14 protein-coding genes are annotated in these 14,130 nt (G+C 63.8%); 7 read left to right on the forward strand and 7 right to left on the reverse strand.

Annotated features, from left to right (window positions below):
* Positions 1-7: 7 nt before the first annotated feature.
* Positions 8-1,009, reverse strand: coding sequence for an ABC transporter substrate-binding protein (locus ACQR3T_RS02235; protein ID WP_032368885.1), 1,002 nt, complete (start codon positions 1,007-1,009; stop codon positions 8-10).
* Between the two features lie 116 nt (positions 1,010-1,125).
* Entirely contained in the window at positions 1,126-2,133 is a 1,008-nt protein-coding gene (locus tag ACQR3T_RS02240) for an aldose epimerase family protein (RefSeq protein WP_428692417.1), read from the reverse strand.
* A gap of 207 nt (positions 2,134-2,340) precedes the next feature.
* On the opposite strand from ACQR3T_RS02240, the gene fdhA reads away from it, so the two are divergent.
* Together fdhA and ACQR3T_RS02250 are read left to right on the forward strand one after the other, a co-directional pair.
* Positions 2,341-3,558, forward strand: a complete 1,218-nt coding sequence (fdhA, locus tag ACQR3T_RS02245) for a formaldehyde dehydrogenase, glutathione-independent (protein ID WP_428692418.1) — start codon at positions 2,341-2,343, stop codon at positions 3,556-3,558.
* 108 nt (positions 3,559-3,666) lie between these two features.
* A complete protein-coding gene (locus ACQR3T_RS02250; protein ID WP_037177021.1) occupies positions 3,667-3,870 on the forward strand; it encodes a zinc-ribbon domain-containing protein in 204 nt (67 codons plus the stop codon).
* 10 nt (positions 3,871-3,880) lie between these two features.
* Here ACQR3T_RS02250 and ACQR3T_RS02255 read toward each other — a convergent pair whose 3' ends face one another.
* Entirely contained in the window at positions 3,881-5,053 is a 1,173-nt protein-coding gene (locus tag ACQR3T_RS02255; protein ID WP_428692419.1) for a beta-ketoacyl synthase N-terminal-like domain-containing protein, read from the reverse strand.
* Positions 5,054-5,244: 191 nt separating this feature from the next.
* Here ACQR3T_RS02255 and ACQR3T_RS02260 point away from each other — a divergent pair, with 191 nt between their 5' ends.
* Both ACQR3T_RS02260 and ACQR3T_RS02265 read left to right on the forward strand, forming a co-directional pair.
* Positions 5,245-6,849 (forward strand): diguanylate cyclase domain-containing protein, encoded by a 1,605-nt coding sequence (locus ACQR3T_RS02260; RefSeq protein WP_428692420.1) that lies wholly within the window; start codon positions 5,245-5,247, stop codon positions 6,847-6,849.
* Positions 6,850-6,962: 113 nt separating this feature from the next.
* Entirely contained in the window at positions 6,963-7,895 is a 933-nt protein-coding gene (locus tag ACQR3T_RS02265; protein WP_428693033.1) for an arabinofuranosidase, read from the forward strand.
* A gap of 14 nt (positions 7,896-7,909) precedes the next feature.
* Here ACQR3T_RS02265 and ACQR3T_RS02270 read toward each other — a convergent pair whose 3' ends face one another.
* From ACQR3T_RS02270 to ACQR3T_RS02280, 3 genes are all read right to left on the reverse strand, one after another.
* On the reverse strand, positions 7,910-8,935 hold the full coding sequence (locus ACQR3T_RS02270; RefSeq protein ID WP_428692421.1) for a phosphotransferase family protein: 1,026 nt from the start codon (positions 8,933-8,935) through the stop codon (positions 7,910-7,912).
* Entirely contained in the window at positions 8,932-10,143 is a 1,212-nt protein-coding gene (locus tag ACQR3T_RS02275) for an acyl-CoA dehydrogenase family protein (RefSeq protein WP_428693034.1), read from the reverse strand. Before ACQR3T_RS02275 ends, ACQR3T_RS02270 begins: the two co-directional genes overlap by 4 nt.
* Before the next feature lie 95 nt (positions 10,144-10,238).
* Positions 10,239-10,856: a TetR/AcrR family transcriptional regulator gene (locus tag ACQR3T_RS02280; RefSeq protein WP_032377176.1), complete on the reverse strand. Its 618-nt coding sequence runs from the start codon at positions 10,854-10,856 to the stop codon at positions 10,239-10,241.
* 69 nt (positions 10,857-10,925) lie between these two features.
* Here ACQR3T_RS02280 and ACQR3T_RS02285 point away from each other — a divergent pair, with 69 nt between their 5' ends.
* Complete coding sequence (locus tag ACQR3T_RS02285; RefSeq protein WP_428692422.1) at positions 10,926-11,720, forward strand: MerR family transcriptional regulator; 795 nt, start codon at positions 10,926-10,928, stop codon at positions 11,718-11,720.
* A 43-nt stretch (positions 11,721-11,763) separates the two neighbouring features.
* On the opposite strand, the gene ACQR3T_RS02290 is transcribed toward ACQR3T_RS02285, so the two are convergent.
* Positions 11,764-12,579, reverse strand: a complete 816-nt coding sequence (locus ACQR3T_RS02290) for an SGNH/GDSL hydrolase family protein (RefSeq protein ID WP_428692423.1) — start codon at positions 12,577-12,579, stop codon at positions 11,764-11,766.
* A 168-nt stretch (positions 12,580-12,747) separates the two neighbouring features.
* Between ACQR3T_RS02290 and ACQR3T_RS02295 the strand changes: the two genes are divergently transcribed.
* On the forward strand, positions 12,748-13,083 hold the full coding sequence (locus tag ACQR3T_RS02295) for a DUF2834 domain-containing protein (protein WP_037176388.1): 336 nt from the start codon (positions 12,748-12,750) through the stop codon (positions 13,081-13,083).
* Between the two features lie 92 nt (positions 13,084-13,175).
* On the forward strand, positions 13,176-14,000 hold the full coding sequence (locus ACQR3T_RS02300) for a dienelactone hydrolase family protein (protein WP_428692424.1): 825 nt from the start codon (positions 13,176-13,178) through the stop codon (positions 13,998-14,000).
* Positions 14,001-14,130 lie beyond the last annotated feature (130 nt).

Raw genomic sequence — 14,130 nt, forward strand, 5'->3', positions numbered from 1 at the left:
TCGACTTTCAGTACTGGCGGTCGGCGAGTACTGCCGCCGCCTGGTCGGGCGTGAAGGTGGTCTCCTCGGTGACGACCCTCTTGGGAACGTCCTCGCCCTTGACGACCTTGTCCGTGAGCTCCATCAGCTGCGGTCCGAGAAGTGGGTTGCACTCGACGATGAAGTCGATCTTCTTGTCCGCCAGTGCCTGCATTCCGTCCTTGACAGCGTCGACGGTGATGATCTTGATGTCTTTTCCGGGAACCAGCCCGGCTGCTTCGATGGCTTGGATTGCGCCCAGGCCCATGTCGTCGTTCTGGGCGAAGACGACGTCGATCTGGCCTCGATTGGAGTTGAGGAACGACTCCATCACCTGCTTGCCGCCGTCACGGGTGAAATCGCCGGTCTGTGACGCGGTGATCGCGATGTTGGACTGGCCGCCGATGGCGTCGCGGAATCCCTCGGCCCGGTCGATGGCGGGAGCGGCTCCGGTGGTTCCCTGCAGTTCGACCACGTTGATCTTGCCGTCGCCGGTGGTGTCCGCAGTGGCGCTGTTCTGCACCAGCCAATCGCCTGCCTTCTTGCCCTCCTCGACGAAATCGGAGCCGAGGAACGTGGCATACAGCGAATCGTCGGTGGTGTCGACGGAGCGGTCGGTGAGGATCACCGGGATGTTCGCGCGCTTGGCTTCCTGGAGGACCGGCTCCCATCCCGTCTCGACGACGGGGCTGAAAGCGATGACGTCGACCTTCTGCTGGATGTACGTGCGAATCGCCTTGATCTGGTTTTCCTGCTTCTGCTGCGCGTCGGAGAACTTCAATTCCATGCCGGCTGCGCTGGCTGCGTCCTGGATGGAGGTGGTGTTGGCCGTGCGCCATCCGCTCTCGGCACCGACCTGGGAAAAGCCCAGTACCGTTGCGCCGTCACCGCCGCCGGACGCGTCGCCGCCGCCTCCGCTACTGCACGCACTCAGGACGATCGCACCACTCAGAATGAGCGCGCTCGCCGCAAAAATTGTCTTCGACGCCATGGTGATCTCCTCAATGTCGCCACTCCACTGTGACGTGTGCAACACAGTGTGAGCGTTAACATCGGACCGCGTCAAGACTTCAAACGTTTAATTTCCAAAATTTTGTGAGCGCTCACTCAAACGTGTGCGGAAAATCTCCACTCGATCACGGACCGGTACATCTGGCCCGGTCGCAGCACCGCAGAGGGAAAGTTCGGGTGATTCGGCGAATCGGGAAACAGCTGGGGTTCCAGCGCGATGCCGTCGCCTTGACGCAGCATCGAGCCACGCCGGGAGACATCGCTGCCGTCCAGGAAGTTGCCGGTGTAGACCTGAACGCCGGGTTGATCGGTCCACACTTCCAGGGCCGATCGACTCCTTTCCGAGCGCAGAACCGCTGCGCGTCGCAGTCCCGCACCGTCGATGACAAAGTTGTGGTCTATTCCCCGGGCAGTCAGCAGCTGCGGGTGAGTGGCACGAGCCAGGTCGCCGACGCGTCTCGGCACGCGTAGATCGAGCGCGGTGCCATCCACGGAAGCGATGCTTCCGGTGGGTATTCCACCGGCATCGACCGGGGTGTATGCGGAAGCGAACACCTGCAGGGTGTGCTCGTCGACGCCGTGGCCGTCGAGATCGAAGTATGCGTGCGAGGTCAGGTTCACCACCGTCGTCGCGGTGGTCGTTGCGGTCAACTCCAACCTCACGGCCTCGGGCGTGACCGAGAAGGATGCGCCTGCTCGAACCTCCCCTGGATAGCCCTGATCCCCGTCCGGACTTGTCAAGTCGAGTTCCACGGAGTTCCTCGAGTGTCCGACGACGGTCCAGTGTCGAGAGTCGAAGCCGTCGGTTCCGCCATGTAGGTGGTGTGCGCCGTCGTTGACCGTGAGCTGTACCGGCTGCCCGTCGATCTCGAGCCGTCCGTCCCTGATCCGGTTCGCGAACCGTCCGACGGTGGAGCCGAAATAAGCTGTGGACGAGCGTAATTCGTGCTCGCCGGCTACGCCGACCAGAACGTCGCGTCGTTCGCCGTCGCCTCCCGTGACCGACATTCGTTGGAGTGTCGCACCGTAGGGCAGTACCTCTACTTCCACTCCGGGCGCGCTTCCGATGGTGATGGTCTTGTTGTGATTTTCGTCGGTGGGCACCGGTCGACGATAGCGCCGCGGAGTGGGGTCGGTCCGCTGATTGCTGCGTACGGTGGGCCGCGCTCTCCGCATTCGCAAGTGCGCATACTATGGTGTGATGCAGGCCACATTGTCATGCTTTCACTGTTGTATGTGTACGAAATCTGTGAGTGCACAAGCAATCTCGGTCTGTCGATCGCAGCAGGACACCGTCGAAGAGGAGAAATCGTGGCAGACAACAGAGCAGTGACGTACGCCGGACCAGGCAAGGTGGAGGTTCAGGACATCGCGTTTCCGGGCCTGGAGTTGACCGACGGACCCGGAGTGAACCCCGCCAATGTCGGCCGGAAATGCGAACACGGTGTGATCCTCAAAGTCGTCTCGACCAACATCTGTGGCAGCGACCAGCACATGGTGCGCGGGCGTACGACTGCACCCGAGGGGCTCGTGTTGGGCCACGAGATCACCGGCGAAATCGTCGAGGTGGGACGTGACGTCGAATTCCTGAAGGTCGGAGACATCTGCTCGGTACCGTTCAACATCGCGTGTGGACGGTGTCGAAACTGCAAGGAACGCAAGACCGGCATCTGCCTCAACGTGAACCCCGATCGACCCGGGTCGGCGTTCGGGTACGTCGACATGGGCGGTTGGGTCGGGGGCCAAGCCGAGTACGTCATGGCACCGTATGCGGACTTCAACCTGTTGAAGTTTCCCGACCGGGAGCAGGCGCTGGAGAAGATCCTGGACCTGACGATGCTGTCCGATATCTTTCCCACTGGATTCCACGGAGCGGTCACCGCAGGAGTGAAACCCGGTGCGACGGTCTACATCGCGGGTGCGGGTCCGGTAGGCCTCGCTGCTGCGGTCGGTGCGCAACTACTGGGAGCGTCGGTGGTGATAGTCGGCGACATGAACGCCGACAGGTTGGCCCAGGCGCGAACCTTCGGCTGTGAGACCGTCGACGTCGGCAAGGGTGCACCGCAGGATCAGATCGAACAGATTCTCGGCATCCCCGAGGTCGACGCCGCGGTGGATGCAGTGGGCTTCGAGGCTCGCGGTCACGGTGGAGATTCGTCCCACGAGGCGCCGGCGACTGTGCTCAACTCGCTCATGGAGATCACCACGGCGGGTGGCGGCATCGGGATCCCCGGGCTGTACGTCACCGGCGATCCGGGCGGTGTGGACGAGGCTGCGCAGCGTGGTGCTCTCTCGCTCAGCCTCGGTACCGGTTGGGCCAAGTCGCTGTCGTTCGCCACCGGGCAGTGCCCAGTGATGAGCTACCACCGAGAATTGATGAATGCAATTCTCAAGGAACGGGTTTCGATTGCCAAGGCCGTCAATGCCACGGTCATCACGCTCGACGATGCACCACGCGGCTACCGCGAGTTCGACAGTGGTGTGGCACAGAAATTCGTCATCGACCCGCACGGCATGATCGCCGGCTGACAGCGTCCGACCCCGGCAGTCGTTCGAGCCACCATCGCGAGAACGCGAGGGTGGCTCGAACGTTCGCTGCATCGAGTTCGGCAGTCGTCGGCCACCTATGCTGGGGTGATGTTCCTACTCTTCGGTTTCGGCAGCAAGCGCAAACACGTCGGCCCTGGCGCAACGCGAAACTGCCCGCGATGCCACAACACAACCCAGTGGTCGAGAATGAAGCAGTACCAGCAATTCACGCTGTTCTTCGTTCCTGTTGCACGCTGGAAGCGCGTCGAATTCGAGGAGTGCGGAATCTGCGGAGCTGCCACCGAGGTGTGAGGAAGGCACGTCACGCCGGAGCGAACACGACGACCGAGTTGTGTCCGCCCATTCCCAATGACGACTTCACCGTCAATCCTGCTTCTGCAGTGGTGAATCCGTCGAGCAACAGGGGATGGGCATCGGAGACCTGAGGTGCTGCGGGCACGATTCCACGTTCGAATCCCATGACCGCAGAGACGGTTTCGATTGCCGACGCCGCACCCTGGCAGTGTCCGGTCAGTGGTTTCACCGAATACACCTGCGCGTGTGACTCGAGCACCGTCTCCAACATCTGCGTCTCCGCTGCGTCGCATTGCGCGGTGCCGGGGCCGTGGGCATTGAGGTAACGGACCTGGCGTGGTGTGACGCCGGCATCGGCCAAGGCCTGCTCGAAGCATTCTCGTACCTGGGTGAGCGCGGGGTCGATGGAGGTGGCGTGGAAGGCGTCGTGTGTCATGGAGCCACCCAACACCCGGCCATACGAGGCCGTGCTTCGCGTCGACAGCACGAATGCCGTTGCCGCCTCGCCCATTCCGAATCCGCGGCTGCCTTCCTGGAACGGCCGGCAACCCTCCTGGGGCTCCACGTCGACGACACCGACGCCGAGCTTGACGAAATGATCGATGTTCTCCGGCGTCAGCGACAGATCGGTGGCGACGAACACGACGTCGTCGACGAAGCCGGTATCGAGCCACATCTTGGCAGTGAGCAGGCCGGCGTTGCCCGATGCGCACATGGCCGAGACATTCATGGCCGGACCGTGAAAACCGTATTCCTGCATCAACAGTGACACCGGCGTCGACGGCATCAGGGTCAAATAGTCACGAACTCGGCGCTCACCACCGTCCTCCAGGTAGAAGTTTCGCCACTCGTCCACTTCGCCGAGGACGACGGCATGGATCAGACCGACACGTCGCCCTGGATGCCAACCACGCGTCATCGCGTCGTCGATGGCCTCCCGTGCGGCCCCGCGAAGCGCCCGACCGAATCGGCTGGTGCCGTCGCCGTGGTCTCCACCGTCGGGGACTTTGGCCAGCCACACCGGATTTCTGCCGGGTCTGGTGCGATCGTGATGCAGGGTGGCTGCCGCCTTGCCCGTGGACAGGCCGTGCCACAGGGCGTCTGTGCCCCAGCCGTAGCCGGACACTGCGCCGATCCCGCTGATGTCGATCCCCGTGATGCCGATGCCCTGAGTGCTCATCGTCGATATCCGTTTCTTTCCGAGGTATGCAAGCCGGATTCGGCTCACGCCTCGATTTAGCCCGTGAAACCGGCATCAGGTCCAGTCGAGAATCGGATGTTCGTTGTAAATCGGGCATCGAACTCCACCGATCTCCGTTCTGGTGGTTCAATCGGGTGTTGACCGTCTGTCTACGAACGCGAGGACCGAGCATGGCCCCAGGGGAGCGCGAGAGCGTCGGCGACCCTGAACAAGGTCCCGCGTCGCCTGGACTGGCAGACCGCTACCGGGTTCTCGTCGAGCATTCGCCGGACGCGATCGGTGTTCACCGACGTGGGACGCTTGTCTATCTGAACCCTGCCGGAATGCGATACCTACGCGCCGAAAGCGCCGAAGACGTCATCGGGCGGCCGATCGAAGACTTCATCGCTGCCGAGTCGATCGGGCCCATGTTCGAGCGCATCGCCGCTCTCGGCACTCACGGCACGGCCAGCGCTGCGTCCGAGGCAACGGTGCTTGCACTCGACGGGACGACACTGACCATGGAAGCAGTGTCCGTGCGCACGGTGTGGAACGGCGAGCCGGCGTTTCAGGTCATTCTGCGAGATCTCACCGAGCACAAGGCGGCGCAGAAGGCATTGCGGTATCAAGCCGCCTTGGTCGAGCACGTCAGCGATGCCATCGTCGGAGTGTCGTCCGACGGCCTGGTGTCGAGTTGGAACCCCGCAGCCGAGTCGGTGTACGGACGGTGTTCGGCCGACGTTCTCGGTCGCAGCGTCTCGTACGCGGTCGGCGTTCCGTGCGATCCGGCCTCGATTCTGCGGGCCGGTGGACAACTGTGCGAGTCGCATCGTCGTGCGGACGGCACCGCGCTGGCGGTGGTGGTGTCCGCGGCTCAGATGCCCGATGGCTGGGTGTTGGTGTGCGCCGACCGAAGTGCGGTGCGACGGGCCGAGGACCACTTCACCGCCGTGGTGGAATCGCTCGAGGCAGGGGTCGTCGTGCTCGATCACACCGGCCGCATCGAGTCGGCGAATCTCGCGGCGAAGACGATCCTCGACATTCAGGTGGGGACCGAGACAGGGCAGGGTGCGTCCCTCCCCTTCCGCGTGTACGGAACCGACGAGGGGCCGATTCACCCGTTCGAGCACCCGGTCGCCGCTACGAGAAAGACCGGCGCGCCCAGCCAGGCGGTGATCGGCGTCGAGCGTCGCCGAGACGGCCGGAACTTCTGGCTGTCGTTGACGGCGACGATGCTGACGTCGGGCAGCCCGTCCCCCTCCGTAGTCGCCACGTTCGTCGACATCACCGACGCCTACCGGATGAACATCAAGCTCGAACATGCCGCGACTCACGACGATCTGACCGGCCTGCCGAACAGGCCGCTGATCCTGGCGCGCCTCGACGAGGAACTGGCGCGGCCGGCCCGCGACGACGCCATGGCGGTGCTGTTCATCGACCTCGACAACTTCAAGACGATCAATGACCTGCACGGACACACTGTCGGCGACGCTGTGCTCGGGGTGGTTGCCGCGCGTCTGACCAGAGCGCTCCCGGCTGACGCCTTCGTCGGACGAATCGGTGGCGACGAGTTCGTGGCAGTGGTTCCACATCGAGTGGGCACCGAGGCCGATGATGTGCGCGCCGAACTCGCCTCTCCCATCACGACGGCGGGACGTGTGTTGACGGTGACGGCGAGCATCGGTGGTGTCACCGTCGACAGCGATGACAGCCGAAGTGCACTCGACATTCTCGACGACGCCGACCACGAGATGTATCAATCCAAGCCTGCAACGCAGTATCTTTCGCATCCGTAACAGAATCGGTAACAATTTCTCGTGCGTGCTGCCAATGTTACGCACGAGGCGTGTGGGTCGTAAATACTGCTTCGGTGATACCGACCGTTCGAAAGTGCATGCTCGCGATGCCGATGGTGGTCCTCGCTGTCGCCGGCCTGTTGTTCGCCTCTGCGGGCACGGGTGCCGCCGCGCCGTCCGAGTGGCGCTACACGATGGTGGCGTTCAGCAACGACAGTGATCGCAACATGGACGTCTACCAATCCAGCGACGGCACCGACTTCACGGCGTTGCAGACCTCGGCGTACCAGCCGCCGTCCGGCGTGGTGCGAGACTCGAGCATCTTTCGGCACACCGACGGTATGTACTACGCGACCTACACGACGGGCGGCGGAGCGAACATCGGCTTCGCTCGCAGCAGCGACCGCGTCGACTGGACGTTCCTGCAGAACTTCCCGATTCCGTTCTGCTGCGCCTTCCTGCCCGGTACCGGCGCCGGTACCGGATCGGCCAGCCCGCCCGGCTTCACCGGCTCGGCCGGCTTCTCGGACGGGCCGTCTCTGTCGCCGTTCACCACGAAGGCTTGGGCACCCGAATGGTTCGTCGACGGTGACCGCGTCAACATCATCGTGTCGCTCTCGACCGGTGGTGGATTCGTGCCGTATCTGATGACCGCGATGGATCCGGGCCTGAGAATGTGGAGCTTCCCGGTTCCGTTCGTCGGGATCAACGCCGACCACATCGATACCACGGTCGTGAAATCCGGATCGACCTATCACGCGTTCACGAAGAACGAGACCCGCAAGGTGATCGAGCATTGGACCGCGCCGTCGTTGATCGGGCCCTACACGCCCGCTCCGTTCCGCGACTTCGGTCCTCTGAAAGAAGGCCCCGCCGTCATCGAGTTGCCGGACGGCACCTGGCGGCTCTACTACGACGACTACACCAACCGGAAGTACTTCTACTCCGACAGTTCGGACGGTATGAACACCTGGTCCGAACCGACGGAACTCCCGGGCCTGTCGGGAACCGTGCGCCATGTCGGCGTGATGAGAGAGCCTGCCTGACGAGGGCGTCCGTGTCAGTCGGTGGAACCCGATAGAGCTCTGAGCCCGGCTGCGATGAACTCCCCGGTAGCGTCTGCGGCGTTACGGGCACCGGCTCCGGTATCGGAACCCGACAGCGCGCGGTGAGTGATGCCCTCGCCGATCACTCCGAGCTTGAAATTGGCCAGGGCGAGATAGAAGCCCCAATTGTGCAGTTCACGACCGGATTCCACTGCGTACTGTTGGGCGAGGTCGTCGGCCGAGGGATATCGGTCGCTCGTCCATGCCGCGTCCGCGCCCAGGACCGCATCGAACACGGGTTGACGGTAGATGCACATCAGTGCGACGTCGGTGAGGGGATCGCCGAGGGTGGACATCTCCCAGTCGACCACGGCGGCAACAGAACCCACGTTGTCGGCATCGAGAATTGTGTTGTCGACGCGATAGTCTCCGTGGACGATGGACGACGCCGAGTGCGTCGGTATCGCAGCCTCGAGTGCACAGTGAAGTCGGTCGACATCGGGTAGATCGCGGGTCTTGACGCTGTGCCACTGCCGAGCCCACGTCGCGACCTGACGGGAGACGAAGCCGTCGGGTCGTCCGAAGCTGTCGAGGCCTACGGTGGCGGGGTCGACGGCATGCAGCCTGGCGAGCACCCGGACGAGCTCGGCGGCGTTCTCGGTGATCTGCATATCGGTGAGGTCGGAAAGATCCTCACGCGTACGGACCACTCGGCCGGACACGAACTCCACGACGGTCATCGGAGCACCGAGAACCGAACCGTCCCGATCGAAGGCCACTGTCCGGGCGACGGGGACATCGGTGGATGCAAGAGCCTCGGTGACGGCCCACTCGCGGGCCATGTCGTGTGCCGAGGGGGTGAGCCCACTGGTGGGCGGTCGACGAACGACCCATGTCGAGGTGTCGTCGTATGCCTTGTAGGTGAGGTTGGAGCGACCACCGCTGATCATCTCTACCGACAACGCGCCATCGAGCTCGATACCGTTGTTCTGCAGGAACCGTTCCAGCGCATCGCGATTCATTCCCTGCAGATCGCTCACGACTGTGCCTTCCGCGCGGCGCGCTTGGCGGCACCGATCGTCCGTTTGGCGATGGCCCAGCGGTGTACCTCGGACGGACCGTCGTACACGCGGAACGGCCGCACTTCGCGGGAGAGCCGCGCGAGCGGAAGATCGTCCGAAACGCCGAGTCCTCCGCACATCTGGATGCTTCGGTCGACGATGCGGAAGATCGCTTCGGCGGCGAACGTCTTGGCGATGGATGTCTCGTTGCTCGCGTGTCCACCCCGGTCCAGCTCGAAGCACGCCTTGATCAGCAGTGCGCGGGTGGCCGCGATGTCGATTTCGTTGTCCGCGACCATCTTCTGCACCATGCCGAGGTCGCCGAGCTTCCCGCCGAACCCTTCGCGCTGGGCCACCTGGGCGACGGCAATGTCGTGAGCGCGCCTGGAGGCTCCGAGCCAGCGCATCACATGGGTCATGCGGGCCGGTCCCAAACGCACCTGGGCATAGGTGAATCCCTCGTCGACGGCCCCGAGCACGTTCTCGTCGGGCACGAATACGTTCTCGAAGAACACCTCGCAGTGTCCGCCGATCATGGCCTTGTCCAAAGTGCCGATATGTCGGCCGACCGTGATGCCCGCAGTGTCGGCGGGGGCCAGGAACATCGTGGCTCCGCCTCGATCACCCGGCTCACCCGATGTTCGGGCCATGATGATGAAGAACCCCGCACCGTCGGCACCGGTGATGAACCACTTGTGCCCGTTGATCTTCCATCCACCCTCGACCCGTGCGGCCGCGGTGGTCAACGCCGAGGGATCTGAACCGGCACCCGGTGCAGGTTCGGTCATTGCGAAAGCCGAGCGCACGTCTCCGTGCGCGAGGGGAGCGAGAAATTGCTCCTTCTGTGCCGCCGACGCGATGTGCGCCAGCATGTGGACATTGCCCTCGTCGGGCGCACCGAGGTTCAGTGCGATGGGGCCGAACAGTGAATATCCGGCTTCCTCGAACACCGGGGCGCGGTCACTCATCGACAGCCCGTGGCCGCCGTATTCGACGGGCGCATGTGGCGCGAACACACCCGCGTCCTTCGCGGCCGCCTGCATCTCGACGCGAAGTCGGTCGCCGCCCGCATCGGTGACGTTGCCCAGAAACCGGTCCTCGATGGGAAGCACGTGGTCTCGAGTGAAGGCGCGAGTCCGGTCGATCAGCTTCTCGATGTCCGGGTCGTACGTCAGATCGATGGCCACCATGTGCTCCTTGTCCAGTACCGACCGAACACTCGCTCGGTTCCTCGAAGGTTGACACAACTGCCCGTCCGGGTCAAGGGGCCCGGCCCGGGCCGCTACTCGGGTATCGCGGTCGCGGCACCGACCGTCCGTCGGGCGATGTCGAGATACACGGCGACCAATTCGCCTGGTGTCATCGGTCCGTCGGGGCGATACCAGGTGGCAAGGCCGACGCACATGGTGGTGACGGCTCGGCTGGCATCCGCCGGGTGCGGGGTGTCGAAGACCCCGGATTCGACTCCGTCGGCAACGATCGCGTCGAGCAGTCGTTGCTCTTCGTCCCGCTTGGCGATGTACGCGGTGCGATTCGCCGAGTCGAGACTGCGGATTTCCGTCGAGCAGACGAAGGCGGCGTCGCGCCGGTGGATGTGGAACAGCAGCAGGGACTCCACGACAGCGTCGAATCGGTCGCTGGGCGAGGTACCCGCCCCGTCCTCTGCCGATCGAGTTCGATCCAGCAGTTCGTCCATCGACGCATCCATGATGCCGACCAGCAAGGCCTGCTTCGATGGAAAGTGGTGGTAAAGGCCGGGAACCGACAGGCCGGCACCTGCGGCGATCTGCCGCACCGACGTGCCGTGGTACCCCTGCTCGACGAACATGTTCAGCGCCGACGCCAAAGCTGGGGAGAGGTTCGAGCCCTCGTAGGTTCGCCAGGTGTGGGTCGCGGTCATGCGTTCACCGTAGATGCCGCGGGCCGAGAGTTTGCTCCTGACGTGGCGTGAGGTTCTACCGTTGCTTGCATGAACAGCAGTGATTCGACCACCTGGGGTATCGGTGACGTCGCCTGTCGGACCGGCGTCACCGAGCGGACCCTGCGCTACTACGAAGAGCTGGGCCTGCTTGCTCCGGATCGGGACGGAGGGGGCAGGCGCCGGTACGACGGCGGAGATCTCGATCGGCTGTATCGGATTCGACTGCTCCGAGAACTGGGCACTCCGCTTGCGGACGTCGATCCGGAGGCAGTGGACCTCCAGCACCTGACGCGGCAGCATCTGGCCGACCTGGATCAACGGATGGCCGAGCTCGCTCGTGTGCGAGAGCGTGTTCGGGCCGTGGAGGACCGACTTCTTCATGGTGATCGCCCGAGCGACGACGCCCTACTGGACCTTCTCTCCGGCCTGTCGACCGACGAGCCTGCGGTCACACGCCGCACCACGTTGCTCGTCTACCGCGACATCGCAGCAGCCCATTCCTACCTCGTCGACGTGCTGGGACTGGCTCCCGGACAGATCGAATACGACGGCGACCGAGCCGTCCACGGCGAGGTTCACGCCGGTGACGGTGTTGTCTGGTTGCACCGCGAGGCCCCCGAACATCGCATGGTGTCGCCGCTGACCACCGGCGCGGTCACCGCGTCGCTCGCGATCCTCGTCGACGACGTCGATGCCCATCACGCTCGCGTGGCGGCAACCGGAGCAGCGATCGACTACCCGCCGACCGACATGCCCTACGGCGTTCGTGAATACAGCGTTCGCGATCCCGAGGGACATCTGTGGTCGTTCCAGACGCCACTCGCAGAATCGGCGGCGTCCTGAACTCACCGACGACCGTTCCGAATCAGCCGATCGGGGATCGACTTCAGGCAGTCAGCGCCTCGGTCACCTCGGCCGCGATGGCGGCCTCGCCCAGCGAGTTCGGGTGCAGCGGCACGAACTGATCTGCGAACAGCAGTGGTTCCACCCACCGCACTCCGACGGGCTGGCAGGCGTCGTGCCCCTCCGACGCCACGGACATGTCCACGAAGGTCGTGTCGGTGTCGGCCGCTGCCTCGCGGATGGCATCGTTCAGCGTGGCCTGGAGGTTGCGCAGATACGGAACGTCGCCGAGCGCGACGGGGACCGACGGTTCGCACGTGCTTGCGGCCGGGATGAGCCATGGATAGCCGATGATGATCACCTGTGCCTCGGGCGCACGAGTATGTATGTCTCGCAACGCCTGTCGAACGGCCGGCAGCGTGCTGTCGAGAATCTGGTCGTCGAAGCTACTTCCGTTCTGCTGCGTGCACGGATCGAATGCACCGGCGTGGGTTGCGAGCGCACTCACGCACGCTGCGATCGCTCCCGAGAACACGCTGTTGTCGTTGCCACCGATCATCAGAGTCACTACATCTGCCGATGGCGACAACGCATCGAATTGCGGTCGTGTGCCCTCGAATTGAGGGGCATAGAAGTCGTCGGTGGCCGCACCGCCGCAGCTGACATCGGTGAGGCTGTAGCCCTGCTCGCGCGCTACGAGATGAGCAAAGTTCCGTTCCGACTGGAGGCACCTCAGTGGCGTGTTCGGTGCCAGCGGCAGCACGCCGTTGCCTGCACCGAAGCTGTCGCCGAGGTTGACGTATTCGATGGGCGACGCTGTTGCATGGGAGGGGATCGCCAGCGCGACAACGACGGACACGACAATTCCGAGCCCGAGCCGTTTTGTCCTGGTGCGCACTACAGACCCCCATGATGGCCGGACATTGCTCGGAATCGTACCGCTGTCCCAGCCATGTGAGGATCGACCGAGGACGACGATCTCGAACGACACGCCGAGGAGATCGCGAAGTGGCCTAGGTTGAGATCCATGAGAACAGCAGATGCCACTCGTCGACGCCTCCTGCTCCTGCTGACCGTGATCGGGTTCGTCGTCCCCAACTCGTTCGTCGTCGCCTACTTCAAGGAGCACGGCGTCAGTCGCGACAGCGCAACCGCATTCTTCGCGGACTGGGTGGCCTCGACTCCCACTCGTGCATTGACCGCCGATCTGGGTATCACGAGCATTGCCTTCGGGGTCTGGTCCCTCTGGGACTCGAGGGACAACGGAGTCAAGCACTGGTGGTTGGTGCCCGTCGGTACCGGATCTGTGGGTATCTGCTTCGCGGCACCGCTCTACCTCCTGCTGCGTGAGTATTCGCGGTAGTCCAGGTCCATCAGGGCTTACTTCTCCACCGTTTCATGCTCGTGTCCGGTACCGCAGCCGCCGTGTGCCCCTCTCAGAAGGACGTGTTTTCCATGACCGACGACGCGTTGGCCGATTTCGAACGAACCGAGTTCACCGCGGACGGGCGCACGGCACCGGTCTATCGCATCGGCACCGGACCGGCTGTGATCGTGATGTCCGAAATGCCGGGCATCACGCCGAGAGTGGCGGACTTCGCGCGCACCGTCGCCGGAATCGGATGCACCGCGATCGTGCCGCATCTGTTCGGCGTCGACGGAAAGGACCCGCTGACCGCACCCCTCGGACTTCTCGGTACCGCTGCCACCATGTCCCGTGCCATGGTGCCGGCGTGCATCAGCCGAGAGTTCACCATCCTGGCCACCGGCAAGTCGTCGCGGATCGTGGTGTGGCTGCGTGCTCTCGCGGCCGAGGAACACGAGCGGTGCGGCGGACCAGGTGTCGGTGCCATCGGAATGTGCTTCACGGGCGGGTTCGCCCTGGCAATGGCCGCCGACGATCGATTGATCGCACCGGTGCTCTCGCAACCGTCACTTCCGTTCGCGGCATCGAAGTCACGCAGTCGTTCCATCGACATCAGTGCCGGCGACCTTTCGAAGGTGAAGAGCCGTTGCGCTGCGGGAGATCTCACTGTTCTCGGTATGCGGTTTCAGGGCGACAAGATGTGTCCCCCTGTACGGTTCGAGTTTCTGAGGGAACAACTCGGCGACGCATTCGTGTCGGTGGAATTGCCCGATTCTGCGTTCAACCCGGAAGCATTCGGGCCGCCACACTCCGTCGTGACGGAAGGGCTGATCGACGAGCCGGGTCAGCCGACCCGGCAGGCTTTGGACCAGGTACTCGACCTGTTCCGCAGTAAGTTGCTCGCAACGCCGTGAGGTCCCGCGGCGCGAACAGGTCGTCGGTCGAGTCGGTCCACGGTTGGACCCCACGAGACGATGGCTCCGCGCTCAGCGGTAGAACTTGGAGAGCGGGAAACCAGTGACTCCATAGAGGGAAGTGTGTCGT

The organism is Rhodococcus sp. IEGM1428 (assembly GCF_050321865.1).
GTDB lineage: Bacteria > Actinomycetota > Actinomycetes > Mycobacteriales > Mycobacteriaceae > Rhodococcoides.